Here is a 24,972-nt window from a genome sequence, read left to right on the forward strand (position 1 = left end):
CCGCCCTGACACCGTGAGGAGATGAGCTCTCACGCATCGTCGTCGCCGGTCGTGGTCGTGACCGGGGCCAACGGCCTGGTCGGCAGCCGGGTCTGCGCAACCCTCGTCGAGCGCGGGGCGACGGTGCGGGCCGTCGTACGCCGCTCCGGTGCCGCTCCCGACCTGCCCGGGGTGGAGGAGTGGGTCGGTGACTTCGCCGACCCGGAGCTCGCCGCCACCGTGGTCGCGGGCGCGGACGCCCTGGTGACGACCGTCCACCCGCTGGGTGGCGACGGGGAGAGCCAGCGGCGGGTCGGGTACGACGGCACCCTGGTCGTCGCGAAGGCGGCGGTCGCCGCCGGGGTCGGCCGCCTGGTCCACGTGTCGACGGCCGGCGTCTACGACCGTCGGCCCGGTGTCGGGGACGTCGACGAGCATGCGGACCTGGTCGCCGACGACGCCGGCGACTACCCCGTGATCAAGCGCGACCTCGACCTCGCGCTGGCCGAGCTCAGTGGTCCCACCACGGTCCTGCTGCGCCCGCCGGCGATCCTCGGCGCCGGAGAGACGTCGGTGTGGAACACCGTGCGACCGGCGGAGGTGCGGGACGACGAGACCGCACGGCGTGCCGTCCCGGGGCAGACCTTCGCCTGGGTGCACGTCGACGACCTCGCGACCTTGGCGGCGGACGTGGCAGCCGGGCTGGTGCCGACGTCGGAGGACCCCGAGGTGGGGCCGGTCGCCGGTGGGTGCACAGCGGTCAACGTGGCGAGCGGCCCGGCGACGCAGCGCGACTACCTCGGCACCGTGGCCGCGGCCCTGGGGGTCGAGCCGGTGTGGGGGGACCAGCCGGCGTGGACCGGGCAGATCCTCGCCGACCGCGCCCGGCGCTGGGGATGGCGGCCGGCGGTCGACCTCGACCGGGCCCTGGCCGAGGTCGCCGCGGGTCTTCAGTCGAAGTAGTGCTTCGCCATGTCCTCCAGCAGACCGATCCCGGAGGGCTCCCAGCCGAACCGCTCGCGGGTGATCGCGCTCGACGCCGGCACGTCCGCCGACAGGAAGCCGCCGAGGAAGCCGAAGTGCTCCATCGCGGCCTCCGGGGCGACTGACTCGACCGGGACGCCGAGCCGCTCGCCGATCAGCTCGGCGACCTGACGCAGCGGCACGCCCTCCTCGCCGACCGCGTGCAGGGAGGTCCCGGCGGGCACCTCCTCGATCGCCAGCCGGAAGAGCCGGGCGGCATCGAGCCGGTGGACGGCCGGCCAGCGCTGCGAGCCGTCGCCGACGTACGCCGAGACGCGCTTGTCGCGGGCGATGGCGATGGTCGTGGGGATGAAGCCGTTGTCTCCCGCGTCGTGCACGGTCGGGGTCAGACGGACGACCGAGGAGCGCACGCCCCGCTCGGCGAGCGCGAGGGTCAGGGTCGCGTTGGCCGCGCGGCCCCCCGCGTGCTCGGACTCGCCGGCCGGGGTCTCCTCGGTGGCGAGCCGGCCGGGGGAGAGCAGGGCGGTGCCCGACGCGATCGTCAGCGCCTTGTCGGTGCCGGCGAGCACCTCGCCGAACGCCTCGATGGCGGCCCGGTCGGAGGCGGTGGCGCCCTCGAAGTCGCCGGTGAAGGCGATGTCGTGGCGGAAGGCGAGGTGGACGACCGCGTCGGCAGCGGCCGCCCCGGCCCGCAGGACGTCGAGGTCGTCGACCGACCCGCGCTGCACCTCGGCGCCGAGGGCGGTGATGGTGGCGGCCGCGTCGTCGGAGCGGGCCAGGCCGACGACCTGGTGGCCGGCGGAGAGGAGCTCGGGGACGACGGCGGAGCCGATGAAGCCGGACGCACCGGTGACGAAGACACGCATGGGAGACCTCCAGGAGAGTTGATGTCAGGAACTGTCATCACCGTAGCACGGTCATGTCAGAGACTGTCATCACGTAGGATCGCCGCATGGGTCGATGGGAGCCGGACGCGCGTGGACGCCTGGAGATGGCGGCGCTCGAGCTCTATGCCGAGCACGGCTACGACCAGACGACCGTCGCGGCCATCGCCGAGCGGGCCGGCCTGACCGAGCGGACCTTCTTCCGGCACTTCTCCGACAAGCGCGAGGTGCTCTTCAGCCGCGGGACGGTCCTCGAGGACCTGCTCACCGCCTCGGTCGCCGACGCGCCGGCCGACGCGACGGCGTACGACGTCGTCGCGGCTGCGCTCGAGGCGACCGCCACCCTCCTGGAAGGGCGCCGGGAGATCGCGCCCCGGCGCCAGGCCGTCATCGACGCGCACCCCGAGCTGCGCGAGCGCGAGCTCGGGAAGATGACGTCCTGGGCCGCTGCGCTCACGGCGGCGCTGGGCGAGCGCGGCGTCGAGCCGCGGCTGGCCGGCCTGGTCGCCCAGACCGGCATCGCGGTCTTCCGCGTCTCCTTCGAGACGTGGGCGCGCGGCGGCGCGACCGACGACCTCGCCGAGATCCTGCGCGACTCCTTCGCCGAGCTCCGGAGCGCGACCGCCGGCGGGTGACCCCTAGCGAGTGACGAGGAACGTCGCCATCATCCCGTGGTCCTCGTGGTCGAGCATGTGGCAGTGGATCATGAACCGGCCGGTGTCGTCGGTGAACCTCGCCGCCACCACGACGCGCTCGCCCGGGTCGACCTTCCAGGTGTCCTCGAGCCCGCGCTCCCACGGCGGTGGGCGCTTGCCGTTGCGGCTCACCGTGCGCCACTGCTCCTGGTGGATGTGCACGTAGTGGGTCATGTCGCTGGTGTTGCGCAGCACCCACGTCTCCCGGCTGCCGAGCCTCACCCGGTGGTCGATCCGGTCCGCGGAGTAGGCCTTGCCGTTGATCGCCCAGAAGGTCCCGGACTTCTTGTTGCCCTCCAGTGAGAACGTCCAGGTCTTCGAGACCTTCTTCGGGGCGCGGACCAGGGTCGGCGTCGGCAGGTCCTGCGGCACGCGGCTGTCGTCGTGCGCGTTACGCCGTACCTGGAACTGCATGAGCGGGCCGACCGACGTGCCGGTGCCCGTGCCGCGGTCGGTGCGCTTGATGGTCCGCAGCACCACCTTCTTGCCCACCTCGCCGTGGAAGTCGACGATGACGTCGGCGCGCTGCGACGGCCCGAGCAGGATGTGCTTGCGCGTCACCGGGTGGGGGAGCAGTCCGTCACCCGTGCCGATCTGCACGAACGACCGGCCGTCGGACAGCGCGAGGTTGTACGCCGAGAAGGCCGAGCTGTTCAGCACCCGCAGCCGGTAGCGCACGGCCGCCGTCCGCAGGTAGGGCCGGAGCCGACCGTTGACCAGGATGTCGGTGCCGACGGTGGCGTCGTTGGGCGGCGCGTGCATGCCGGTGAACGCCATCCCACCGTCGCTCCCGCCGTGGTCCATGCCGCCCATGTCCATGCCGCCCATGTCCATGCCCGGCATCGTCGGTTCCATCACCGGCTTGAGCTGGTTGTGCTTCGTGAAGCTGCGGTCCGAGACCATCAGCGGGATGTCCCGTCGCCCGTGCGGCAGCCCGATCCGGTCCTGCTCGGGATCGTCGACGATGAACATGCCCTGGAGGCCCATCCAGTTGTTGCGGCTCGTGTGGTCCATCCGGTGGTCGTGGTACCAGAAGAACGACCCGGGCTCCGGCTTGCCGCCCGCGCTGAGGTCGTAGCGGTAGGTGCGGGACTGTCCGCGCCGCACCAGGAAGCTCGACGGCTGCCCGTCGTAGCGCGCCGCGTGGTGGTCGCCGTGCAGGTGCATGGACATTGACCCCGCCTTGCGGGGCAGGTCGTTGACGACCGTGACGCGGGTGGGGTCGCCCGCCGTACGCCGGATGGTCGGCCCGGGCCAGGTGCCGCCGTACGTCCACGCCTTCGTGCGCGGCCCGGCCGGCAGCATCCGCACGGCCGCCTTGCGCATGTCGAGCGTGACGTGGTCGCGGCGGATCGTCCGCGGCACGACGAGCGGCTGGTCGAAGGTCGGCTTGGTCCCGTGCTCGCCGTCGTCGTCACCGGTGATCGTCAGGGTGCCGCGCATGTTGGGGTGCGGGCGGCAGTAGAACGCGTAGTCACCGGCGGCGATGCCGGCCACCGTGAGCGTGCGGGTCTCGCCCGGCGGGATGGTGACGTCGAAGAGGGGCGTGCCGTCGGCGTGGTGGGCCGTCGACGTCAGGGTATGGAGCGCCGAGTGGTCGTTGACGATCGTGAGCGTGCCGTCCTGCGACATGGTCGCCTGGCTCGGCACGAACGCCGCGAGGAAGCCGCGACTCGTGATGTGGATGGTCGCGTCCGTCGGTGGGGTCGGCTCGACGGTGGGCTCGGCGCCCGCAGCGCTGGCGAGGTGGTCGCCGCGCAGCGGCGACACCCCGAGCGTGACCGCAGCGGCGACCACGACGATGACGGCGACCAGCACGCCCGCGGCGGTCCGTAGGTGGAGACGGCTCACCCCGGCATCCTGCACCCGCGAGCCGGGTGCTCGCGGGCAGAACGCCCGATCTCGTCACATCGTGGCGGTGAGCGCCTCCGCGACCACGTCGAAGGCCTCGTCGAGCAGCTCGTCGCTGATCGAGAGCGGCGGCAGGAAGCGGAAGACGTTGCCCCAGGTGCCGCAGGTCAGCACGACCACGCCGTTCTTGTGGCAGTACGCCGCGACCGCGGCCGTGCGTGCCGCGTCGGGCTCGGTGGTGCCGGGCTTGCAGAGCTCGATCGCCATCATCGCGCCCCGACCGCGGACGTCCGCGATCACGTCGTGCACTGCGCGCAGCTCGCTGAGGCGGCGCTCCATGATCGCGCCGATCTCACGGGCCCGCTCGGTGAGCCGACCGCCCTCCATCTCCTCGATGGCGCCGAGCGCCGCGGCGCAGGCGATCGGGTTGCCGCCGTAGGTGCCGCCGAGGCCGCCGACGTGGACCGAGTCCATCAGGTCGGCGCGTCCGGTGACGGCGGCCAGCGGCAGGCCGCCGGCGATGCCCTTCGCGGCGGTGACCAGGTCGGGCACGACGCCCTCGTGGTCGGAGGCGAACCAGTCACCGGTGCGGCAGAAGCCGGACTGGATCTCGTCGGCGACGAAGACGATGCCGTTGTCCTTCGCCCACGCGGCGAGCGCCGGGAGGAAGCCCGGAGCCGGGACGACGAAGCCGCCCTCGCCGAGGATCGGCTCGATCACGATGCAGGCGAGGTTCTGGGCGCCGACCTGCTTGTCGAGCACGTCGATCGCGCGGGCCGCCGCCTGCCCGCCGGTGAGGCCGTCGCGGAGCGGGTAGGACATGGGCGCGCGGTAGATCTCGCCGGCGAACGGGCCGAAGCCGTTCTTGTACGGCATGTTCTTCGCGGTCATCGCCATCGTCAGGTTGGTGCGCCCGTGGTAGGCGTGGTCGAAGACGGCCACCGCGTCACGCCCGGTCGCCACGCGGGCGATCTTCACGGCGTTCTCGACGGCCTCGGCGCCGGAGTTGAAGAGGGCGGTCTTCTTGGCGTGGTCGCCGGGCGTCAGCTGGGCGAGCTTCTCGCAGACGTCGACGTAGCCGTCGTACGGCGTGACCATGAAGCAGGTGTGGGTGAAGGCGTCGACCTGGGCGTGCACGTTGCGCGCCACGGCCGGGGCCGCGTTGCCGACCGTGGTGACCGCGATGCCGGAGCCGAGGTCGATCAGCGAGTTGCCGTCGACGTCGACGAGCACGCCACCGCCGGCGGCGACGACGAAGACCGGGAGCGTCGTACCGACGCCGTCCGCGACGAAGGCCTTCTTGCGGTCCAGCCGCTCCAGCGAGGCGGGTCCGGGGATCTCGGTGACGAGGCGGCGCTCCTGGGGGAGCGAGGGGCCTCCGGCAACAGAATCGGTCATGGACGTCAGCCTAATCCGACGGGTTCCGTAGAAGCGAGGCCGGGATGCGGCCGAAATCGGCAGGGGAACGACGGATTCAGTCATGCGACCCGGATGCGGGACACTGGATCCGTGACCGGCCCCGTCAGAGACATCGTCATCCTGGGCAGCACCGGCTCGATCGGCACCCAGGCGCTCGAGATCGTCCGGGCCAACCCGGACCGGTTCCGCGTCGTCGGGCTGACCGCCGGCGGCAGCAACCGCGAGCTGTTCGACGCCCAGGTGGCCGAGTTCGCCCCGGCGTTCCACGGACTGGGCGAGGAGGCCTCGACCGACGCCGCCGGACAGCAGTGCGACGTGGTGCTCAACGGCATCACCGGCGCCGTCGGCCTGCGCCCGACCCTGGCCGCGCTCGATGCCGGCAACACGCTCGCGCTGGCCAACAAGGAGTCGCTGATCATGGGCGGCTCGCTCGTGCTCGACCGGGCCAAGCCGGGCCAGATCGTGCCGGTCGACTCCGAGCACAGCGCCCTCGCGCAGTGCCTGCGGGGCGGCGCCCCCGCAGAGGTACGACGCCTCGTGCTGACCGCGAGCGGCGGGCCCTTCCGCGGCCGCACCCGCGACCAGCTCGAGGACGTCACGGTCGAGGAGGCTCTCGACCACCCGACCTGGGCGATGGGCCCGGTCGTCACCATCAACTCGGCGACCCTGGTCAACAAGGGCCTCGAGGTGATCGAGGCCCACCTCCTCTTCGGGATCCCCTTCGACCGGATCGAGGTCGTCGTCCACCCGACGAGCGTCGTGCACTCGATGGTCGAGTTCGTCGACGGCTCGACGCTCGTGCAGGCCAGTCCGCCCACCATGCTGATCCCGATCGCCCTCGGCCTGGCCTGGCCCGACCGGGTGCCCGACGCGGCGCCGTCGGTCGACTGGACGAAGCCGGAGACGTGGGAGTTCTTCCCGCTCGACGACGACGCCTTCCCGGCGGTCGCGCTGGCGCGGTCGGCAGGGGAGCGCGGTGGCACCGCGCCGGCGGTCTACAACGCCGCCAACGAGGTGTGCGTCGACGCCTTCCGTCGAGGACTCATCAAGTTCACAGCCATCGTGCCCACGGTTCAGGCGGTTCTCAGCACCCACGACGTACCCTCGACGGAGCAGGCGATGACCGTCGACGACGTCCTCGCGGCTGACTCCTGGGCACGCGAGACGGCCCGCACCTACGTGACTACCGCAACCACTACGAGGACCGAGTAACCCCTTGGAACCTGTTTTCTACCTGCTGGGTGTGGTGCTCTTCGTGGGCGCCATCTTGGCGTCGATCGGGCTGCACGAGCTCGGCCACATGATCCCCGCCAAGAAGTTCGGCGGGAAGGTCACGCAGTACTTCATCGGCTTCGGCCCCACGGTGTGGAGCACGCAGAAGGGCGAGACCGAGTACGGCGTCAAGGCGATCCCGCTCGGCGGCTACGTCAAGATCGTCGGGATGCTGCCGCCGGGTGCGGTCGACCTCGCCGACGAGGTGACGTACGACGAGGCCGGCCACCAGGTCGTCAAGGTCCGCAAGTCCAACACCGGCATGTTCACCCAGCTCATCTCGGACGCACGCGCGGCCGAGTGGGAGACGATCACGCCCGAGGACTCCGACCGGCTCTTCTACAAGATGACGTGGTGGAAGAAGGTCATCGTGATGGCCGGCGGGCCGACGGTGAACATCCTCATCGCGTTCTTCATCTTCTGGGGCATCTTCGGCCTCTACGGCACCCGCACCCTGGAGCCCGACGCCGGCGCGCCCGTGATCGACCAGGTCTCGATGTGCGTGCTGCCGTACGCCGAGGAGGGGCGCGCCTGCAAGGCGACCGACCCCAGGAGCCCCGCAGCCGAGGCCGGCCTGAAGCCCGGTGACGTCGTCACGACCTTCAACGGCACCCCGGTCACCAGCTGGGACCAGCTGCGCACCCTCATCCGTGACAACTCGGACGGCACCGCGACCATCGGCTACGAGCGCGACGGCCAGCAGCTGACCGGCACCACCAGCACCACCGTTGAGGCGCGGCCGACGTCTCAGACCGACGAGACCCTGCGCCAGGTCGGCTTCCTCGGCGTCACGCCGACCAGCCACACCGTGATCACCACGGGCGGCCCGGTCTACACCGTCCAGCAGATGGGCCACATGGCCGTCGCGACCGTCCAGGCGCTCGGCACCCTGCCGGTCAAGGTCTGGGGCGTCGCCGAGGCGATCGTCGGCGTCAAGGACCGCGCGGCCGACAGCCCCGTCAGCATCGTCGGCGGCGGCCGGATGGCCGGCGAGGCCGTCTCCGAGAAGGGCTTCCCGTTCGCCGAGAAGGCGGTCTTCCTGCTCAGCCTGATCGCCGGCTTCAACTTCTTCATCGGCATGTTCAACTTCATCCCGCTGCTGCCGCTCGACGGCGGCCACATCGCGGGCGCCCTGTGGGAGGCACTGCGGCGGGCCTTCGCGCGACTGCGCGGCCGACCCGATCCGGGCTACGTCGACGTCGCGCGCCTGCTGCCCATCGCCTACTGCGTGGCCGCCGCGCTCCTGGTCATGGGCGTCGTCCTGATCGTCGGGGACCTCGTCGTCCCCATCCACCTCGAGTCCTAGGATCCATCTCATGACCGCCATCAGCCTCGGCATGCCCGAAGCGCCCCCGCCGGTGCTCGCACCGCGCCGCAAGACCCGTCAGATCAAGGTCGGCAAGGTGGGCGTCGGCAGCGAGTCGCCGGTCTCCGTGCAGTCCATGACGACGACGCTGACCTCCGACGTCAACGCCACGCTCCAGCAGATCGCCGAGCTCACCGCGACCGGTTGCGACATCGTCCGGATCGCCTGCCCCAGCCAGGACGACGCCGACGCGCTCGCCGAGATCGCGACCCACTCGCAGATCCCGGTGATCGCCGACATCCACTTCCAGCCGAAGTACGTCTTCGCGGCGATCGATGCCGGTTGCGCCGCCGTACGCGTCAACCCGGGCAACATCCGCCAGTTCGACGACCAGGTCAAGGAGATCGCCCGGGCCGCCAAGGACCGCGGCACCTCGATCCGGATCGGCGTCAACGCCGGCTCGCTCGACAAGCGGCTGCTGGAGAAGTACGGCAAGGCCACGCCCGAGGCGCTGGTGGAGTCCGCGGTCTGGGAGGCGAGCCTCTTCGAGGAGCACGACTTCCACGACTTCAAGATCTCGGTCAAGCACAACGACCCCGTCGTCATGGTGCGCGCCTACGAGCTGCTGGCCGAGGCCGGCGACTGGCCGCTGCACCTCGGCGTGACCGAGGCCGGGCCGGCGTTCCAGGGCACCATCAAGTCCGCCACCGCCTTCGGAGCGCTGCTGAGCCAGGGCATCGGTGACACGATCCGCGTCTCCTTGTCGGCCCCGCCGGTCGAGGAGGTCAAGGTCGGCATCCAGATCCTCCAGTCGCTCAACCTGCGCCCGCGCAAGCTCGAGATCGTGTCCTGCCCGTCGTGCGGGCGGGCCCAGGTCGACGTCTACACGCTGGCCGAGCAGGTGACCGCCGGCCTGGAGGGCATGGAGGTGCCGCTGCGGGTCGCGGTCATGGGCTGCGTCGTCAACGGCCCGGGTGAGGCCCGCGAGGCCGACCTCGGCGTCGCGTCCGGCAACGGCAAGGGCCAGATCTTCGTCAAGGGCGAGGTCATCAAGACCGTGCCCGAGTCGCAGATCGTCGAGACGCTCATCGAAGAGGCGATGCGGATCGCCGAGGGCATGGAGGCCGTCGACGGCGCAGCCGCGTCCGTCACCGTCTCCTGAACGGCAGGAGAACTCCTCGTCGGACCAGGTGACGGGAGGCGCCGCGAGGCGCAGACTGCGTCCGTGACGATCTCCCGCAGACAGCTGCTCGGTGCCACCTCGGTCGCCGGGCTCGCCGCCGCCACCGGGGCGGCCCGGTTGTTGCCCGCCTCGGCTGCGCCGGTCCTGCCGGCTCCCGCGGACTCCGGCATCGAGCACGTCGTGCTCGTGATGATGGAGAACCGCTCCTTCGACCACTACCTCGGCTGGCTGCCCGGAGCGGACGGCAAGCAGGCCGGGCTGAGCTACGTCGACCGGCGCGGCGTACGCCACGAGACCCATCGCCTGCTGGCGCCGGACGGCTGCGGGTTCGAGGACCCTGACCACTCCTACGAGGGCGGGCGGATCCAGCTCAACAACGGCAAGCTCGACGGCTTCCTGCGCTCGGGCAACAACGACCTGCTCGCGATCGGCTACTACACCGACGAGGACCTGGACTTCTACTCCGGCGCCGCCCGCGACTGGACCGTCTTCGACCGCTACTTCTCGGCGGTGATGGCGGAGACCTACCCCAACCGCTTCTACCAGCACGCCGCGCAGACAGACCGGCTCCACAACAGCACGGACCTGTGCACGCTGCCGACGATCTGGGACCGGCTGGCGGCCAAGGGCGTCAGCGGCTCCTACTACTACAGCGACATCCCCTTCATCGCCCTCTGGGGCACCAAGCACATCGGCATCGCGAAGCACTACGCGCAGTTCCTGCTCGACGCGGCCGCCGGCACGCTGCCCGCGGTGTCGTTCGTCGACCCGCGGTTCCTCAACGAGGAGAGCGGCCTCTCCAACGACGACCACCCGCTCGCCGACATCCGGGCCGGTCAGATGTTCCTCAACGAGGTCTACGACGCGGTGCGCAACGGCCCGGGCTGGGAGAAGACGGTCCTGGTCATCAACTACGACGAGTGGGGTGGCTTCTACGACCACGTCCGGCCGCGCCGTGCACCCGACGTCTCGAAGAAGACGGCGCTGCGCGGGTTCCGCACCCCGGCGCTGATGATCTCGCCGCTGGCCCGACGCGGACACATCTCGCACAACGTCTACGACCACACCTCGGTGCTCAAGATGATCGAGTGGCGCTGGGGCCTCAAGGCGCTGACGCCTCGGGACAAGGCGGCCCGCAACATGGCGGAGGTGCTCGACTTCGAGAGCGGCCCGGACCTGTCGTCCCCGACGTACGACGTCCCCGACGTCACGCCGACGGCCTGCGAGCCCGACGAGGTGAAGTCCGCCGACTGGACCGAGCTGAAGCGGCTCTCGCGCAGCCTCGGGATCGAGATGCCGCGATGATCGTCCGCCCGCTCTGCGTCCTCGCCCTCCTGATCGGTGGGTTGGCCCTGTCGCCCGCGAGCGCCCGGCTCGCGCCCGCACCGGCCGACCCGGCGGCGTACGTCCCGCCGATCCGCCACGTCTTCGTGATCAACATCGAGAACAAGGGCTACGACGAGACCTGGGGCGACGACTCGGCCGCGCCGTACCTCGCGAAGACGCTGCGCAAGCAGGGCGTGCTGCTCGACGACTACTACGGCACCGCCCACAACTCGCAGCCCAACTACGTCGCCCAGATCTCCGGGCAGGGGCCGAACCCGCAGATGCAGGCCGACTGCCAGCTCTTCTCGAAGTTCGCCCGCACCACCACGCAGGCGCCCGACCAGGCGGTCGGCACAGGATGTGTCTTCCCGGCCGACGTGCCGACGCTGCCGCGTCAGCTGACCGATGCCGGGCTCACGTGGAAGGGCTACATGCAGGACATGGTCCGGCCGTGCCAGCACCCCGACCTCGGCGCCCCGGACCCGACGCAGCACGCCACGGCCAAGGACAACTACGCGGCGCGGCACAACCCCTTCATCTACTTCCGCTCGATCATCGACCACCGCGGCTACTGCAAGCGGCACGTCGTCCCGCTCGGGCAGCTGCGCCACGACCTGAAGCACGTCGGGACCACGCCCCACCTCAGCTACATCACGCCCGACCTGTGCAACGACGGCCACGACGCACCGTGTGCGAACGGCGCGGCCGGCGGGCTCAAGGCGGTCAACACGTGGATGAAGGAGTGGGTGCCGCGGATCCTGCGGTCGCCGGCGTTCAAGAAGGACGGCGTCCTGGTGATCACGGCCGACGAGTCGGACGGGCCGCAGGAGGACGCGACGGCGTGCTGCGGACCGGCCATGTCGGCGAACTCGCCGCTGCCGGGCATCGTCGGACCGGGTGGCGGCAAGATCGGTGCGCTGCTGATCTCGCGGTTCATCACGCCGGGCTCGTGGAGCACCTCGCCGTACAACCACTACTCGCTGCTCGGCTCGATGGAGGAGATCTTCGGCGTCCGCAAGCTCGGCTACGCCCGCGACCCGGGTGTCGAGACCTTCGGGCTGGACGTCTACAACTCCGGGTGGCAGAACTAGCCGCGACTCCCTGACCGGGACGTAGGCTGCCCTCGTGCTCTCGACCCGCCATGGCGTCCGTCCCCTCGGGAACGCGGACCTGGACGCGTTCTTGGCACTCGCGCGCCGCGACCCGGTGGTCAACGTCTTCGCCGACTACCGGGCGGCGACCACCAACCTCGAGCCGCGGTGGCTCGGCGGCGAGATGTGGGGCCGGTTCGAGGACGGGGACCTGGCCGCCGCCTGCCACGTCGGGGCCAACCTGGTGCCAGTCGGCGCCACGCCCGACGACGCGGCCGTCTTCGCCGAGCGGGCGCTGGCTCGCGGGCGGACGGTCTCGACGATCGTCGGTCCGCAGGAGGCGGTCCGGGTCTTCTGGAACGCCGTCGCCGGGAGCTGGGGCCGCCCGCGCGAGAGCCGCTGGGAGCAGCCGCACCTCGAGATCGCCTCGGCGCCGCTCGTCGCCGCCGACCCGTTCGTCCGGCGCACCACGCGCAGCGACCTGAACCTCGTCTACCCAGCCTGTGTGGCGATGTACACCGAGGAGGTCGGCATCTCGCCGGAGTACGGCGGGGGAGCGGACCTCTACCGCGCGCGGGTCACCCAGCTGATCAACCGGGGCTGGTCGTTCGCCCGCTTCGACCAGGGCCGGGTGGTGTTCAAGGCGGAGGTCGCCTGCGCCACGCCGTACGCCGCCCAGATCCAGGGTGTCTACGTCCCGCCCGACCGCCGCGGCGAGGGCCTCGCCACCGCCGGCATGGCCGCGGTCGTCAACCTGGTCCGGCGCGAGATCGCGCCGGTCGTGTCCCTCTACGTCAACGACTGGAACACCTCCGCGCGGGCGGCGTACGCGAAGGTCGGTTTCCGCGAGACGGCCCGCTTCGCCACGGTGATGTTCTGAGCGCCCCAGCCTGAGCCTGCTCGCGACCGGCGTATCGAAATCCATCTGTCGTGCGGATCGTCTAGCGTCTGCCCATGGCCCTCCCTCGCAGCGTGAAGTTCCTCGCCCTCGGCTTCGCGGCCAGCGGCACCGTCCACCTGGTCAAGCCGGAGGTCTACCTCCCGCTGATGCCGTCGTGGGTGCCCGCGCACCGCGAGGTCATCCTCGGCAGCGGGGTCGCCGAGCTCGCCTGCGCGGCCGGCCTCGCCGTCCCCGCCACCCGCAAGGCCGCCGGCTGGGCCAGCGTCCTGCTGCTCCTCGGCGTCTATCCGGGCAACATCAAGATGGCCACGGACTCGCTGAAGACCAAGAACACCGGCTTCAAGGTCGTCTCGTTCGCCCGCCTGCCCATGCAGCTGCCGATGATCCGCGCCGCGCTGCGCGCCGCCCGCGGCTGACGGACCTCAGTACGCCGGCGTCGACCGCAGGCGCGTCGCCCGGTCGCAGGTCGCCCGGTCGCAGCGGATCGTCGCCCACTGCTTCTTGCCGTAGGTGTCGAGCAGCAGCGAGGTGTCCGACTCCCAGCGGAGCTGTCCGAACCACCCCTTCACGTCGTACGACGCCAGCTTCTTGCCGCCGTCGGTCCTGCTCACGGTGACCCGTCCGGGCCCGATCCCGTCGGAGAGGATGTAGACGGTCGCGACCCGGCTGCCGTCCGGCGAGAACTCGTCGACCCGCTCGTCGCAGGAGCGCCAGAGGGTCGAGGGGTGGGCGCCGAGGTCCGTGACGACCGAGCAGCCGTCGTCGTAGGGATCGCCGGTGTACGACGCCACCCGGTCGGCGGCGATGTCGGCGGCATAGCCCGCCCGCTTGCTGATCCGCTTCGTCTCGTCGGTCGTGTAGTCCCACCACAGGGTCCGGTCGGGGCCCCAGCTGCCGATGACGGCGCGACCGGTGTCGGCAGCCAGCACGGTCGCCGACCCGCGGAAGGTGTGCTTGCGGACCAGGTCGCCGGTGCGGGCGTCGATGGCCTTGACGGTCGTGTGCTTCCGCGACGCCCAGGGTGCGCTCAGCAGCTCGTCGCCGTCGGCGCTCAGGAGCACGTTCGAGGCGTCGCGCCCGGTGACGACCGTGGTGGTGTGTCCCGAAGGGCTCATCCGGAGGACCTTCGCGTGCGAGCCGTCCGTGTCGCTGACGGCGACGACGTACGCCGTTCCCGACGTGCCGAGCAGGCTCACGTTCGGCCAGTCCAGCCGGACCCGTACGTCGCCGTCTCGGAGCGTCGAGCCCACGACCCGCGGCCCGGTCGCGTCGGCGCCGCGCTCGATCGACGCCGGTCTCAGGGAGATGGTCGGTGCGGCAGCCGAGGCAGGGGCGGCGACCAGCGCGGCGATGGCCAGGGCGGTCATGGTGACGAGGGAGCGCTTCATACCCAGCAGACGCGATAACCGGGGAGAAGGTTGCCGTCGTCGGCCAGTAGCCTTGCGCGCATGATCATGCGGATGTCGACCCTGTTCGTGCGGACCCTGCGAGAGGATCCCGCGGACGCCGAGGTGCCGAGCCACCGCCTGCTCGTGCGCGCGGGCTACATCCGGCGCGCTGCGCCCGGCATCTACACCTGGCTGCCGCTGGGCCTCAAGGTGCTCCGCAAGATCGAGGGCATCATCCGCGAGGAGATGGACTCCATCGGCGCCCAGGAGCTCAGCTTCCCCGCGCTGCTGCCGCGCGAGCCCTACGAGGCGACCGGCCGGTGGACGGAGTACGGCCCCAACATCTTCCGGCTGCAGGACCGCAAGGGCAACGACTACCTCCTCGGTCCCACCCACGAGGAGATGTTCACCCTCGTGGTGAAGGACCTCTACAGCTCCTACAAGGACCTGCCCCTCTCGATCTACCAGATCCAGACGAAGTACCGCGACGAGGCACGCCCCCGTGCGGGGCTGCTGCGCGGTCGTGAGTTCGTCATGAAGGACTCCTACTCCTTCGACATCGACGACGCCGGCCTGGAGTCGAGCTACCAGAAGCACCGCGACGCCTACATCCGGATCTTCGACCGGCTCGGGTTCGAGTACGTCATCGTCTCGGCGATGTCGGGTGCGATGGGCGGGTCGATGTCCGAGGAGTTCCTGGCGGCCGCCGAGAACGGCGAGGACACCTACGTCCGCTGCAGCAGCTGCGACTACTCCGCCAACGTCGAGGCCGTCCGCGTGCCCACACCCGCGCCGGTGGCGTACGACGACGTGCCCGCCGCGCACGCGGAGCAGACGCCCGACACCCCGACCATCCAGACGCTGGTCGACCACCTCAACGCGGCCTTCCCTCGCGACGACCGAGCGTGGGAAGCCGCCGACACGCTGAAGAACGTCATCGTCGTGCTGCGCCACCCCGACGGGGTGCGCGAGCCCCTCGCGATCGGCGTGCCCGGCGACCGCGAGGTCGACCTCAAGCGGCTCGACGCCCAGGTCTACCCGGCCGAGATCGAGGCGTTCGACGAGAAGGACTTCGCCGCCCACCCCATGCTCGCCAAGGGCTACATCGGCCCCGGCGTGCTGGGGGAGAAGAACGCCTCCGGCATCCGCTACCTCACCGATCCGCGCGTGGTCGAGGGCACCCGCTGGGTCACCGGTGCGGACGTCGACGGAAGCCACGTCATCGACCTGGTCGCCGGCCGCGACTTCACGGCGGACGGCACCATCGAGGCCGCCGAGGTCCGTGAGGGCGATCCCTGCCCCAACGGCGACGGCACGCTCCACACGGCACGCGGCATCGAGATGGGCCACATCTTCGCGCTGGGCAGGAAGTTCGCCGACGCGCTCGACCTCAAGGTGCTCGACGAGAACGGCAAGCTCGTCACGGTCACCATGGGCTCCTACGGCATCGGTGCGTCGCGCGCGGTCGCGGCGATCGCCGAGGGCACCCACGACGAGGTCGGGCTGGCCTGGCCCCGCGAGGTCGCTCCGGCGGACGTCCACCTGGTCGCCGCGGGCAAGGACGAGCACGTGCTCGCGACCGCCGAGCGGATCGCGCACGAGCTCGGGTCGCAGGGCATCGACGTGCTCTTCGACGACCGCCGCGGCAAGATCAGCCCCGGCGTGAAGCTCAAGGACGCCGAGCTGCTCGGCGTACCCACGATCGTCGTGGTCGGCAAGGACCTCGCCGTCGACGGCACGATCGAGATCAAGGACCGGGCATCGGGCGCCAGCGAGCAGGTCGCGGCCGACCACCTGGTCGACCACGTCGTGAGGCTCGTGCGTGCCTGAGGGCGGCATCGACGCCGTCATCTTCGACTGGGGCGGCACCCTCACCCGGTGGCACGACATCGACTTCCACGCGGAGTCGCTCGCGCTCGCCCAGGCGGTCGTCAACGCCGACCACGACGTCGAGGTCTCGCGCGCCCGGCTGCACCAGGCCGGTGACACGGTCTGGGGACGGTCCCGCGACCACCAGCAGAGCGCGACCGTCGCGGACCTGTTCGTCGAGGCCGGTCTCGAGCACGACCCCGAGCTGCTCACGGGCTACTACGAGTTCTGGGAGCCGCACACCCTGACCGACCCCGAGGTCGCACCGCTCTGGGAGTGGCTCCGCAGCGAGGGGATCAAGGTGGGCGTCCTCTCCAACACCATCTGGCCCCGCGCCTGGCACGAGGGCTTCTTCCGCCGCGACGGCGTCGACCACCTCATCGACGGCGACGTCTACACGAGCGAGATCCCGTGGACGAAGCCGTCACCCCACGCGTTCCAGGCCGCGATGGCGGCGGTGGGCGCGAGCGACCCCGGCCGGTGCGTCTACGTCGGCGACCGGCTCTTCGACGACGTGTGGGGTGCGCACAACGCCGGACTCCGCGCGATCCACATCCCGCTCAGCAGCATCCCGACCAACCAGGTCGGCCACACCGAGGGGGAGCCGGACGCCGTCGCGCACCGGTTGTCGGAGATCCCGGGCATCGTCCGTACCTGGCTCTGACCTCGCCTTTTGCACCTTTCTGCAATGCAGAAACGTGAGGATTCGTTCGTATCGCACACGCGCTGGCCGTGTTGCATGCTTTTGCAAGAGCAGAAACCGCCAGTCCCCCCACATCCCGGCGGCATCTGCTCAGCGGCCTCAGTCCAGGCCTCAGCGGTCCGCGTACTCACCTACTCCGGGGAACGTCTCGGGAGTTCCCCGGAGGGTGAGTACGCGGACCGCTGTTTCATTGAGAGCCTGGATCGCCCAGTGACGCAGGTCGGCCGTCGTCTCGGCCACCAGCCAGGAGTACGTCGCCGCGCACGACTCCTCGACCGCCCGCGCGGCACGGGTGATCTGGTCGACGGTCACGATCGGCCCGGCCACCTCGTAGGCCGCCTCGGCCGCGACCGGGTCAGCGCCTGCGTCGCGCAGGTCCCCGGCGAGCTGGTCGCGCCGGGCGCGATGGGCGTCGTACGCCGAGGAGATCGCGTCGTAGGTCGCCCGCTCCGCCGACCTGGAAGTGCGACCGCCGAGCACGCCGTACACGTAGACGGCCGCGTGCTCCGCGGCGAGCGTCGTCTGGAGAGCATCGGTCTCGCTCACAGTGTCACCAGCCGTTGCGACACCGCGGCCGACATCGACGCCAGGAGCCGGGCCAGCTCGCCGCTCTGCGCGGCCATCGACGCGTTGGCGAGGCCGGCCTGCAGCACCTTCTCGCGCTCGCGCAGCGAGACCCGCGGCACCCGAGCGTCGGCGCCGTGGCGCGCCGAGCCGTCCAGGGCTCGCAGGTGGGCGCGGTGGAGCTGGACGAGGTCGGCGTTCCCGGCGCGGGTCGCCGCCCGGAGGGCCACCGAGAGCTGGGCGACGACACCGTCGACGAGAGCGACGTCGGGGTCCGGGCTCGGCGTCGCGGCGGGGTCCTTGTCGTCGTTGTCACACCCCGTCAGCAGCGCCACGCCCGCGACGCCGAGGGCGAGCGCGGCGCGGCGGGGAAGGAGCGGACCGACGGGCACGGCGCCGACCCTATCGACTGGCTCCCGAGCCGCTATCGTGGACGACCAACAACAGCACAAGGAGGTCGCCCGCCCGTGAGCAGCGCCAACCAGGACACCACCCGGGACCGGATCGAGGCTGAGCTCGTCGACCCCCTGCGTGCCCTGGGCCTCGATGTCGAGGCCGTCGAGATCACCCCCGCCGGCAAGCGCCGGATCCTCCGCGTCGCCGTCGACAAGGACGGCGGAGTGACCCTGGACGAGGTCGCCGAGGCGACCCGCGAGGTCAACCGGGTGCTCGACGAGTCCGACGTGATGGGCGAGCAGCCCTACACGCTCGAGGTCACGTCACGGGGAGTCGACCGACCGCTGACGCTGCCGCGCCACTGGCGCCGCAACGCGACCCGACTGGTCAAGGTGACGTTCGCCGACGGCTCGTCGGCGACCGGGCGGATCGGCGACTCGACCGACGAGCAGGTCACGTTGGAGATCGACGGTGCCGACCGCCAGGTCGCGTACGCCGAGGTGAAGAAGGCGCTCGTGCAGGTGGAGTTCAACCGCACTGCCGCTGCGACAGAGAACGACGAGGAGGCCTGATGGACATCGACATGAGCATCTTGCGCATGCTCGAGCGGGAGAAAGAGATCTCGTTCGAAGTGCTCGTGGAGGCCATCGAGCAGGCCCTGCTCACGGCGTACACGAAGTCGCCCGGCGCGCACGAGTCGGCGCGCGTGGTGCTGGACCGCAAGTCCGGCCACGTGACCGTGCTGGCCGACGAGCTCGACGACGACGGCAACAAGGTCGGCGAGTTCGAGGACACGCCCGACGGCTTCGGCCGGATCGCCGCGACGACCGCGAAGCAGATCATGCTGCAGCGGCTGCGCGACGCGGAGGACGACATCCGCTTCGGCGAGTTCTCCGGCAAGGAGGGCGACATCATCTCGGGGATCATCCAGCAGGGTCGCAACCCCGACGACGTGCTGGTCGACCTCGGCAAGCTCGAGGCGCTGCTGCCCGTCGGCGAGCGCGTCCCGGGCGAGGTCTACGCCCACGGCACCCGCATCAAGTGCCTGGTGGTGTCGGTGCGCAAGGGCATGCGTGGTCCGCAGATCACGCTGTCGCGCTCCCACCCCAACCTGGTCAAGAAGCTCTTCGCCCTCGAGGTGCCCGAGATCGCCGACGGCACCGTCGAGATCGCGGCGATCGCCCGGGAGGCCGGCCACCGCACCAAGCTCGCGGTCACGACGAGCGCCCCCGGCGTCAACGCCAAGGGTGCCTGCATCGGCCCGATGGGCCAGCGGGTCCGGTCGGTGATGTCCGAGCTGCACGGCGAGAAGATCGACATCGTCGACTGGTCCGAGGACCCGGCCGAGCTCGTCGCGCACGCACTCTCGCCGGCTCGGGTCACCTCGGTCGAGATCATCGACCTGGAGGCCCGCTCGGCTCGCGTGGTCGTCCCCGACTTCCAGCTGTCGCTGGCGATCGGCAAGGAGGGCCAGAACGCCCGCCTGGCCGCGCGTCTGACCGGCTGGCGGATCGACATCCGCTCGGACGAGGCACCGGCCACCGACGACTGATGTTCCTCGTAGGTGACGGCCCCACCGGCGTCCTCGTCCTGGCCGGCTCCAGCGGCCGGGTCGAGGAGGACCGCTGCCGGGTCCTCGCCGCGGCCGGCGCCACCGCGGCGTCGTACCGCTGGTTCGGGGAGGCCGTCGACCTGGTGGCGCTCGAGTCCTTCGACGACCCGCTCGCCACGCTCCACGAGCGGTGCGAGCGGTTGGTCGTCATGGGGACCTCCCGCGGCGCGGAGGCGGCACTGCTGCTCGGTGCGATGCACCCCGAGATCGACGCGGTCGTCGCGATCTCCCCGAGCGACGTGGTGTGGGCGTCGCTGAGCCCCGAGCGCCCGCAGCGCTCGTCGTGGACGCGCGGGGGAGAGCCACTGCCGTTCGTGCCGTACGACGACTCGTGGGAGCCGGAGACCGACCCGCCGGAGTTCATCGGCCAGTACGAGCAGGCCCTGGAGAAGTACGCCGACCGGGTGCCTGCCTCGCGGATCCCGGTCGAGCGGATCGCCGGCGAGGTGCTGCTGACGGCCGGTGGCGACGACCGGGTCTGGCCTGCCGTGGACTTCGCCGACCAGGTCGCGGCCCGCCGCGAGGCCGCCGGTCTGGCCACGACGGTGCTCGTGCTCGACCACGCCGGACACCGGCTGGTCCTGCCCGGGGAGCCGCCCGCTCCACCGCCTCGCTTCGCCCACGGCGGGACGTTCGAGGCCGACTCGGAGCTCGGTCTCGCGCTGTGGCCGCACCTGCTGCGGCTGCTCGGCGCGTGAGCGACCTGCGCCGGTTCGAATCGCTGGCCCGATAGCGGTAAGGTTGTCAGCAGTGGCGCGTGAACACTTTTCCTCAGCATGCCCCGAACCCTCAGCCCCTACCGGCCCGGTTCGGACCTGCGTGGGATGCCGGACGCGGGCCGCGAAGAGCGAGCTGTTGCGGGTGACCGTCGGCTCGGATGCGTTCGGCCAGCCGGCCGCCGTACCCGATCCGCAGGGCACCGCAGCCGGCCGCGGGGCGCACCTGCATCCCACGACCGAGTGTTTCGAACTCGCCGTGCGCCGGAAGGCTCTCGGCCGTGCCCTTCGGGTCGCGGCGGGTCTCTCCAGCGCACCGGTGAGGGACTACCTCGACTCGCGCACACCCATGACCGACCAATCGACCGACAGAGACTGGAGCAGCAGCTCATGAGCACTCGATGAGTACTTTCCGATGAGTTTGCACAACCACTAACGGTCTGAATCACCCCCCAGCACAGAACTGGACCCGGGTCTCAGGCCAGAAGGAGAAGCGTGGCTAAGACCCGAGTTCACGAACTCGCCAAAGAGTTCGGTGTCGAGAGCAAGTTCGTTCTCGAGAAGTTCAAGGAGATGGGGGAGTTCGTCAAGTCGGCGAGCTCGACCGTCGAGCTGCCTGCGGAGATGCGTTTCCGCAAGGAGTACGGCGACAAGCTGAAGGCGGAGGCGCCCGCCGCCGCACCTGAGGCGCCCGCCAAGCCGGCCCCCAAGGCGCCGGCCAAGAAGGCTGCCCCGGCTCCCGCCGCGGCCGAGCCCGAGGCCGCCCCCGAGGCGCCCGCGGCTGCTGAGCCCGCCGCCGCCCCGGTGGCCGAGCCCGTGGCCGAGACGGCCGCCCCCGAGGCCCCCGCCGCACCGCGGCCGGGTCCGAAGAAGGCTGCTGCCGCCGAGCCGGAGGCCCCCGCGGCCACCGAGCCGCCGGCCGAGCCCGAGGCGCCTGCCGCCTCGGCCACCCCCAAGGCTCCCGCTCCCCGTCCGGTCGGCAAGCCTGGTGGCACCCGTCCGGGCAACAACCCGTTCGCCTCCAGCCAGGGCATGGGCCGCAAGCCCGCGCCCTCCCCGGCTCGCGAGGGCACTCCGCCCGCCGCCGGTGCCGGTGCTGGTGACAACCGTCCGCCGCGCCCCCCGGGTGCTCGCGACGGTGGCGCGCCCGGCCGTCCCGGCATGCCGCGCCCCAACCCGGCGATGATGCCCAAGTCTCCCGCCGCCTTCGGTGGTGGCCCCGGTGGCCGTGGCCCCGGTGGTCCCGGCGGCGCCCGCGGTGGCCCCGGCGGCGCCCGTGGTGGCCCCGGCGGTGCTCCGGGTCGCGGTGGCGCTCCGGGCCGTGGTGCCCCGGCTGGTGCCGGTGCCCCGGGTCGTCCCGGTGGCTTCGGCCCGAGCGGTGGCGGTCGCCCCGGTGGCGGTCGTCCCGGCCAGCGTGGCCAGACCCAGGGTGCGTTCGGTCGCGCCGGCGGTCCGTCGCGGCGTGGACGGAAGTCGAAGCGCGCCCGTCGGATGGAGTTCGAGGCCATGGAGGCCCCGACCATCGGCGGCATCCGCGTCCGCAAGGGCAACGGCGAGACCGTCAAGCTGCCGCGTGGCGCGTCACTGACCGACTTCGCCGAGCGCATCAACGTCGACGTCTCGTCGCTCGTGCAGATGCTGTTCAGCCTCGGCGAGATGGTGACCGCGACCGAGTCCGTCAACGACGAGACGTTCGAGCTGCTCGGGGAGGAGCTCAACTACGTCGTGCTCGTCATCTCCCCGGAGGACGAGGACCGCGAGCTGCTCGAGTCGTTCGACCTCGAGTTCGGTGAGGACGAGGGTGACGAGGCCGACCTGGCCATCCGTCCGCCGGTCGTCACCGTCATGGGTCACGTCGACCACGGAAAGACCAAGCTCCTCGACGCGCTGCGCAACGCCAACGTCGTCGACAAGGAGGCCGGTGGCATCACCCAGCACATCGGTGCCTACCAGGTCACGGCCGAGGTCGACGGCAACGATCGTCGGATCACCTTCATCGACACCCCGGGTCACGAGGCGTTCACCGCCATGCGTGCTCGTGGTGCGCAGGCGACCGACATCGCGATCCTCGTGGTCGCCGCTGACGACGGCGTGATGCCGCAGACGGTCGAGGCGCTCAACCACGCCCGGGCCGCTGGCGTCCCGATCGTGGTCGCGGTCAACAAGATCGACAAGCCGGACGCCGACCCGACCAAGGTCCGCGGCCAGCTGACCGAGTACGGCCTGGTGCCCGAGGAGTACGGCGGCGACTCGATGTTCGTCGACGTCTCCGCGAAGTCCGAGCTCAACCTCGACAAGCTGCTCGAGGCGGTCATCCTGACGGCTGACGCGTCCCTGGACCTCCGGGCCAACCCGGACCAGGACGCCCAGGGCCTCGTCGTCGAGGCGCACCTGGACCGCGGTCGCGGTCCGGTCGCCACGGTGCTGGTCCAGCGCGGCACGCTGCGCGTCGGCGACTCGATCGTCGCGGGAGCCGGCTACGGCCGCGTCCGCGCGATGCTCGACGAGCACGGCGACAACATCGAGGAAGCCGACCCGTCGCGTCCCGCGATGGTGCTCGGTCTCACCGCGGTGCCCGGTGCCGGTCAGACGTTCATCGTGGTCGAGGACGACCGCACGGCGCGCCAGATCGCTGAGAAGCGTGAGGCCCGTGAGCGTGCGGCCATGCAGGCCAAGCGCCGCGTCCGCCGTACCCTCGAGGACTTCATGGCCTCCATGGAGAAGGGCGAGAGCCAGGAGCTCAACCTCATCCTCAAGGGCGACGTGTCCGGTTCGGTCGAGGCCCTCGAGGACGCCCTGTCCGCGATCGACGTCGGCGACGAGGTCAGCCTCCGGGTCATCGACCGCGGCGTCGGTGCGATCACCGAGACCAACGTCGACCTCGCGGCAGCCTCCGACGCCATCATCATCGGCTTCAACGTCCGGCCCCAGGGCAAGGCGGCGCAGATGGCCGACAAGGAAGGTGTCGAGATCCGCTACTACTCGGTCATCTACCAGGCGATCGAGGAGATCGAGGCGGCCCTCAAGGGCATGCTCAAGCCGGAGTACGAGGAGTCGGTGCTCGGCCAGGCGGAGATTCGTGCGATCTTCCGCTCGTCCAAGCTCGGCAACATCGCCGGCTGCATGGTCACCGCTGGCCTGATCCGCCGCAACGCCAAGGTCCGGGTGATCCGCGACGGCAACGTCGTCGCCGACAACCTCGACCTGGCGTCGCTCAAGCGCGAGAAGGACGACGCGTCCGAGGTCCGTGAGGGCTTCGAGTGTGGTCTGGTGCTGCGGAACTTCCAGGACATCAAGGAGGGCGACATCATCGAGGCCTTCGAGATGAAGGAAATCCCGCGCGGCTGATCCCCTGCCGAGTCGGCGCAGTGTCAGCTGACACTGCGCCGACTCGGCGTTTCCACCGACTGACACTGCGCCGACTCGGCGTAAAGGAGTAAGAAGGAACATGGCCAGCCCACGCGTCCGCAAGATCGCGGACCGGATCCAGGTGATCGTCGCGGAGATGCTGGAACGTCGGATCAAGGACCCGAGGCTCGGGTTCGTGACGATCACCGACGTCCGACTCACCGGTGACTCCCAGCAGGCGACGATCTTCTACACCGTGCTCGACGCGACCGGTGACGACGAGGCCGCCCTCGCCAGCACCGCCGCCGCGCTGGAGTCGGCCAAGGGCCTGCTCCGCTCGGAGGTCGCCAAGCAGCTCGGCATGCGCACCGCGCCGACCCTGACCTTCATCGCCGACGCGTTGCCCGAGAGCGCCCGCCACCTCGACGAGGTGCTGGCCCGGGCCAAGGCGCTCGACGACGAGGTCGCGGCCCGCCGCGTCGAGCAGTACGCCGGCGAGCAGGACCCGTACAAGAAGCCGCGCGAGGTCACCGACGAGGACGACCTCGACGAGGACGACGACCTCGACGACGACGACGCGTGACGGCTGAGCCCGGTCCGGTGTCCGGCCTGGTCGTCGTCGACAAGCCCGGGGGCATGACGTCGCACGACGTGGTGTCCCGGGTGCGCCGGCTCGCCGGCACCCGCAAGGTCGGCCACGCCGGCACGCTCGACCCCATGGCGACCGGCGTGCTGGTGCTCGGCATCAACCGGGCGACCCGTCTGCTCGGCCACCTGATGCTGACCGAGAAGGGCTACGACGCGACGATCCGGCTCGGCGTCGCGACCACGACCGACGACGCCGAGGGCGAGGTCACCGCGACCGTCGCCGCCGACGGCCTCGACGAGGCAACGGTCCGGGCCGCCGCCGCCGAGCTCGTCGGCGACATCCTTCAGGTGCCGACCGCGGTCTCCGCGATCAAGGTCGACGGCAAGCGCGCCTACCAGCGCGTGCGTGACGGCGAGGAGGTCGAGCTCAAGGCCCGCCCGGTGACCGTCCACGAGCTCACGGTCCACGAGGTGCGGGGGGTCTCGACGAGCTCGACCACCGAGCTGGACATCTCCGTGCGCTGCTCGAGCGGCACCTACATCCGGGCGATCGCCCGCGACCTCGGCGCCCGGCTCGGCGTCGGTGGTCACCTGACCGCGCTGCGGCGTACGGCCGTCGGTCCCTACGACCTCGCGTCCGCCCACACCCTGGACGAGCTGGCGGAGGAGTTCACGCCGATGCCGATCGCCGAGGCCGCCCGCGCCGCCTTCGCCGCGGTCGAGCTCGACAACGCGCAGGCCGCCGACGTCCGCGTCGGACGGGCCCTCGCGATCGACCTCGAGGGCCTCACCGCGGTGTTCGCCCCCGACGGCGAGTTCCTCGCGCTCTACGAGCCACGGGGCGACGCGGCCAAGGCCGTCGCCGTCTTCGTATGACGCGCCGATAGAGTCCTGCCC

Annotated in this window: 24 protein-coding genes; 18 read left to right on the forward strand and 6 right to left on the reverse strand. The window is 71.1% G+C overall.

The window, feature by feature from the left end:
- Positions 1 to 21: 21 nt before the first annotated feature.
- Positions 22 to 942, forward strand: coding sequence for an NAD-dependent epimerase/dehydratase family protein (locus ABLE68_RS16220; RefSeq protein ID WP_348872709.1), 921 nt, complete (start codon positions 22 to 24; stop codon positions 940 to 942).
- On the opposite strand, the gene ABLE68_RS16225 is transcribed toward ABLE68_RS16220, so the two are convergent.
- Positions 930 to 1,829: an SDR family oxidoreductase gene (locus tag ABLE68_RS16225; RefSeq protein ID WP_348872711.1), complete on the reverse strand. Its 900-nt coding sequence runs from the start codon at positions 1,827 to 1,829 to the stop codon at positions 930 to 932. The genes ABLE68_RS16220 and ABLE68_RS16225 overlap by 13 nt on opposite strands.
- A gap of 86 nt (positions 1,830 to 1,915) precedes the next feature.
- Here ABLE68_RS16225 and ABLE68_RS16230 point away from each other — a divergent pair, with 86 nt between their 5' ends.
- Complete coding sequence (locus ABLE68_RS16230; protein WP_348872713.1) at positions 1,916 to 2,482, forward strand: TetR/AcrR family transcriptional regulator; 567 nt, start codon at positions 1,916 to 1,918, stop codon at positions 2,480 to 2,482.
- A gap of 3 nt (positions 2,483 to 2,485) precedes the next feature.
- Here the strand turns inward: ABLE68_RS16230 and ABLE68_RS16235 are convergent, their stop codons facing one another.
- Both ABLE68_RS16235 and gabT read right to left on the reverse strand, forming a co-directional pair.
- Entirely contained in the window at positions 2,486 to 4,393 is a 1,908-nt protein-coding gene (locus tag ABLE68_RS16235) for a multicopper oxidase domain-containing protein (RefSeq protein WP_348872715.1), read from the reverse strand.
- A 54-nt stretch (positions 4,394 to 4,447) separates the two neighbouring features.
- A complete protein-coding gene (gene gabT, locus ABLE68_RS16240; protein WP_348872717.1) occupies positions 4,448 to 5,791 on the reverse strand; it encodes a 4-aminobutyrate--2-oxoglutarate transaminase in 1,344 nt (447 codons plus the stop codon).
- Between the two features lie 111 nt (positions 5,792 to 5,902).
- Here gabT and ABLE68_RS16245 point away from each other — a divergent pair, with 111 nt between their 5' ends.
- The 7 genes from ABLE68_RS16245 (at position 5,903) to ABLE68_RS16275 (ending at position 13,307) form a co-directional block, all read left to right on the forward strand.
- Entirely contained in the window at positions 5,903 to 7,024 is a 1,122-nt protein-coding gene (locus ABLE68_RS16245; RefSeq protein WP_348872719.1) for a 1-deoxy-D-xylulose-5-phosphate reductoisomerase, read from the forward strand.
- Positions 7,025 to 7,028: 4 nt separating this feature from the next.
- A complete protein-coding gene (locus ABLE68_RS16250) occupies positions 7,029 to 8,390 on the forward strand; it encodes a M50 family metallopeptidase (protein WP_348872721.1) in 1,362 nt (453 codons plus the stop codon).
- Between the two features lie 10 nt (positions 8,391 to 8,400).
- Positions 8,401 to 9,552: a flavodoxin-dependent (E)-4-hydroxy-3-methylbut-2-enyl-diphosphate synthase gene (gene ispG, locus ABLE68_RS16255; protein ID WP_348872723.1), complete on the forward strand. Its 1,152-nt coding sequence runs from the start codon at positions 8,401 to 8,403 to the stop codon at positions 9,550 to 9,552.
- A 63-nt stretch (positions 9,553 to 9,615) separates the two neighbouring features.
- Positions 9,616 to 10,878, forward strand: a complete 1,263-nt coding sequence (locus ABLE68_RS16260) for an alkaline phosphatase family protein (RefSeq protein WP_348872725.1) — start codon at positions 9,616 to 9,618, stop codon at positions 10,876 to 10,878.
- Complete coding sequence (locus tag ABLE68_RS16265; RefSeq protein WP_348872727.1) at positions 10,875 to 11,990, forward strand: alkaline phosphatase family protein; 1,116 nt, start codon at positions 10,875 to 10,877, stop codon at positions 11,988 to 11,990. Before ABLE68_RS16260 ends, ABLE68_RS16265 begins: the two co-directional genes overlap by 4 nt.
- A gap of 34 nt (positions 11,991 to 12,024) precedes the next feature.
- On the forward strand, positions 12,025 to 12,870 hold the full coding sequence (locus ABLE68_RS16270) for a GNAT family N-acetyltransferase (RefSeq protein WP_348872729.1): 846 nt from the start codon (positions 12,025 to 12,027) through the stop codon (positions 12,868 to 12,870).
- A gap of 74 nt (positions 12,871 to 12,944) precedes the next feature.
- Complete coding sequence (locus tag ABLE68_RS16275) at positions 12,945 to 13,307, forward strand: DoxX family protein (protein ID WP_348872731.1); 363 nt, start codon at positions 12,945 to 12,947, stop codon at positions 13,305 to 13,307.
- 6 nt (positions 13,308 to 13,313) lie between these two features.
- Here ABLE68_RS16275 and ABLE68_RS16280 read toward each other — a convergent pair whose 3' ends face one another.
- Positions 13,314 to 14,279, reverse strand: coding sequence for a hypothetical protein (locus ABLE68_RS16280; RefSeq protein ID WP_348872733.1), 966 nt, complete (start codon positions 14,277 to 14,279; stop codon positions 13,314 to 13,316).
- A 60-nt stretch (positions 14,280 to 14,339) separates the two neighbouring features.
- Here ABLE68_RS16280 and ABLE68_RS16285 point away from each other — a divergent pair, with 60 nt between their 5' ends.
- Positions 14,340 to 16,109 (forward strand): proline--tRNA ligase, encoded by a 1,770-nt coding sequence (locus tag ABLE68_RS16285; RefSeq protein ID WP_348872734.1) that lies wholly within the window; start codon positions 14,340 to 14,342, stop codon positions 16,107 to 16,109.
- Entirely contained in the window at positions 16,102 to 16,812 is a 711-nt protein-coding gene (locus tag ABLE68_RS16290; RefSeq protein ID WP_348872736.1) for an HAD family hydrolase, read from the forward strand. The genes ABLE68_RS16285 and ABLE68_RS16290 overlap by 8 nt, the downstream gene beginning before the upstream one ends.
- A gap of 150 nt (positions 16,813 to 16,962) precedes the next feature.
- On the opposite strand, the gene ABLE68_RS16295 is transcribed toward ABLE68_RS16290, so the two are convergent.
- Together ABLE68_RS16295 and ABLE68_RS16300 are read right to left on the reverse strand one after the other, a co-directional pair.
- Positions 16,963 to 17,397, reverse strand: coding sequence for a ferritin-like domain-containing protein (locus ABLE68_RS16295; protein ID WP_348872738.1), 435 nt, complete (start codon positions 17,395 to 17,397; stop codon positions 16,963 to 16,965).
- On the reverse strand, positions 17,394 to 17,807 hold the full coding sequence (locus ABLE68_RS16300; RefSeq protein WP_348872740.1) for a hypothetical protein: 414 nt from the start codon (positions 17,805 to 17,807) through the stop codon (positions 17,394 to 17,396). Before ABLE68_RS16300 ends, ABLE68_RS16295 begins: the two co-directional genes overlap by 4 nt.
- Before the next feature lie 75 nt (positions 17,808 to 17,882).
- Between ABLE68_RS16300 and rimP the strand changes: the two genes are divergently transcribed.
- The 7 genes from rimP (at position 17,883) to truB (ending at position 24,951) form a co-directional block, all read left to right on the forward strand.
- Positions 17,883 to 18,383 (forward strand): ribosome maturation factor RimP, encoded by a 501-nt coding sequence (gene rimP / locus ABLE68_RS16305; RefSeq protein ID WP_348872742.1) that lies wholly within the window; start codon positions 17,883 to 17,885, stop codon positions 18,381 to 18,383.
- Positions 18,383 to 19,363, forward strand: coding sequence for a transcription termination factor NusA (gene nusA / locus ABLE68_RS16310; RefSeq protein WP_348872744.1), 981 nt, complete (start codon positions 18,383 to 18,385; stop codon positions 19,361 to 19,363). The genes rimP and nusA overlap by 1 nt, the downstream gene beginning before the upstream one ends.
- The gene (locus tag ABLE68_RS16315; protein ID WP_348872745.1) at positions 19,363 to 20,121 is read left to right on the forward strand and encodes an acyl-CoA thioester hydrolase/BAAT C-terminal domain-containing protein; all 759 of its coding nucleotides are present in this window, start codon (positions 19,363 to 19,365) and stop codon (positions 20,119 to 20,121) included. The genes nusA and ABLE68_RS16315 overlap by 1 nt, the downstream gene beginning before the upstream one ends.
- 121 nt (positions 20,122 to 20,242) lie before the next feature.
- Positions 20,243 to 20,533: a YlxR family protein gene (locus tag ABLE68_RS16320; protein ID WP_348872747.1), complete on the forward strand. Its 291-nt coding sequence runs from the start codon at positions 20,243 to 20,245 to the stop codon at positions 20,531 to 20,533.
- A 101-nt stretch (positions 20,534 to 20,634) separates the two neighbouring features.
- Complete coding sequence (gene infB, locus ABLE68_RS16325) at positions 20,635 to 23,487, forward strand: translation initiation factor IF-2 (protein WP_348872749.1); 2,853 nt, start codon at positions 20,635 to 20,637, stop codon at positions 23,485 to 23,487.
- Positions 23,488 to 23,587: 100 nt separating this feature from the next.
- A complete protein-coding gene (rbfA, locus tag ABLE68_RS16330; protein ID WP_348872751.1) occupies positions 23,588 to 24,070 on the forward strand; it encodes a 30S ribosome-binding factor RbfA in 483 nt (160 codons plus the stop codon).
- Positions 24,067 to 24,951 carry a tRNA pseudouridine(55) synthase TruB gene (gene truB / locus ABLE68_RS16335; RefSeq protein ID WP_348872752.1) on the forward strand — a complete coding sequence of 295 codons (885 nt, stop codon included), beginning with the start codon at positions 24,067 to 24,069 and terminating at the stop codon, positions 24,949 to 24,951. The genes rbfA and truB overlap by 4 nt, the downstream gene beginning before the upstream one ends.
- Positions 24,952 to 24,972 lie beyond the last annotated feature (21 nt).

The organism is Nocardioides pollutisoli, assembly GCF_040045055.1.
Classification (GTDB): Bacteria; Actinomycetota; Actinomycetes; order Propionibacteriales; family Nocardioidaceae; genus Nocardioides; species Nocardioides tweenelious.

Excerpts from the sequence above, each read along its gene's own strand:
- ABLE68_RS16275 (WP_348872731.1), top strand. The coding sequence starts at position 12,945 with ATGGCCCTCCCTCGCAGCGTGAAGTTCCTCGCCCTCGGCTTCGCGGCC.
- nusA (WP_348872744.1), top strand. The coding sequence starts at position 18,383 with ATGGACATCGACATGAGCATCTTGCGCATGCTCGAGCGGGAGAAAGAG.
- ABLE68_RS16225 (WP_348872711.1), bottom strand. The coding sequence starts at position 1,829 with ATGCGTGTCTTCGTCACCGGTGCGTCCGGCTTCATCGGCTCCGCCGTC.
- ABLE68_RS16220 (WP_348872709.1), top strand. The coding sequence starts at position 22 with ATGAGCTCTCACGCATCGTCGTCGCCGGTCGTGGTCGTGACCGGGGCC.
- ABLE68_RS16285 (WP_348872734.1), top strand. The coding sequence starts at position 14,340 with ATGATCATGCGGATGTCGACCCTGTTCGTGCGGACCCTGCGAGAGGAT.
- gabT (WP_348872717.1), bottom strand. The coding sequence starts at position 5,791 with ATGACCGATTCTGTTGCCGGAGGCCCCTCGCTCCCCCAGGAGCGCCGC.
- rbfA (WP_348872751.1), top strand. The coding sequence starts at position 23,588 with ATGGCCAGCCCACGCGTCCGCAAGATCGCGGACCGGATCCAGGTGATC.
- ispG (WP_348872723.1), top strand. The coding sequence starts at position 8,401 with ATGACCGCCATCAGCCTCGGCATGCCCGAAGCGCCCCCGCCGGTGCTC.
- ABLE68_RS16265 (WP_348872727.1), top strand. The coding sequence starts at position 10,875 with ATGATCGTCCGCCCGCTCTGCGTCCTCGCCCTCCTGATCGGTGGGTTG.
- ABLE68_RS16230 (WP_348872713.1), top strand. The coding sequence starts at position 1,916 with ATGGGTCGATGGGAGCCGGACGCGCGTGGACGCCTGGAGATGGCGGCG.
- ABLE68_RS16315 (WP_348872745.1), top strand. The coding sequence starts at position 19,363 with ATGTTCCTCGTAGGTGACGGCCCCACCGGCGTCCTCGTCCTGGCCGGC.
- ABLE68_RS16280 (WP_348872733.1), bottom strand. The coding sequence starts at position 14,279 with ATGAAGCGCTCCCTCGTCACCATGACCGCCCTGGCCATCGCCGCGCTG.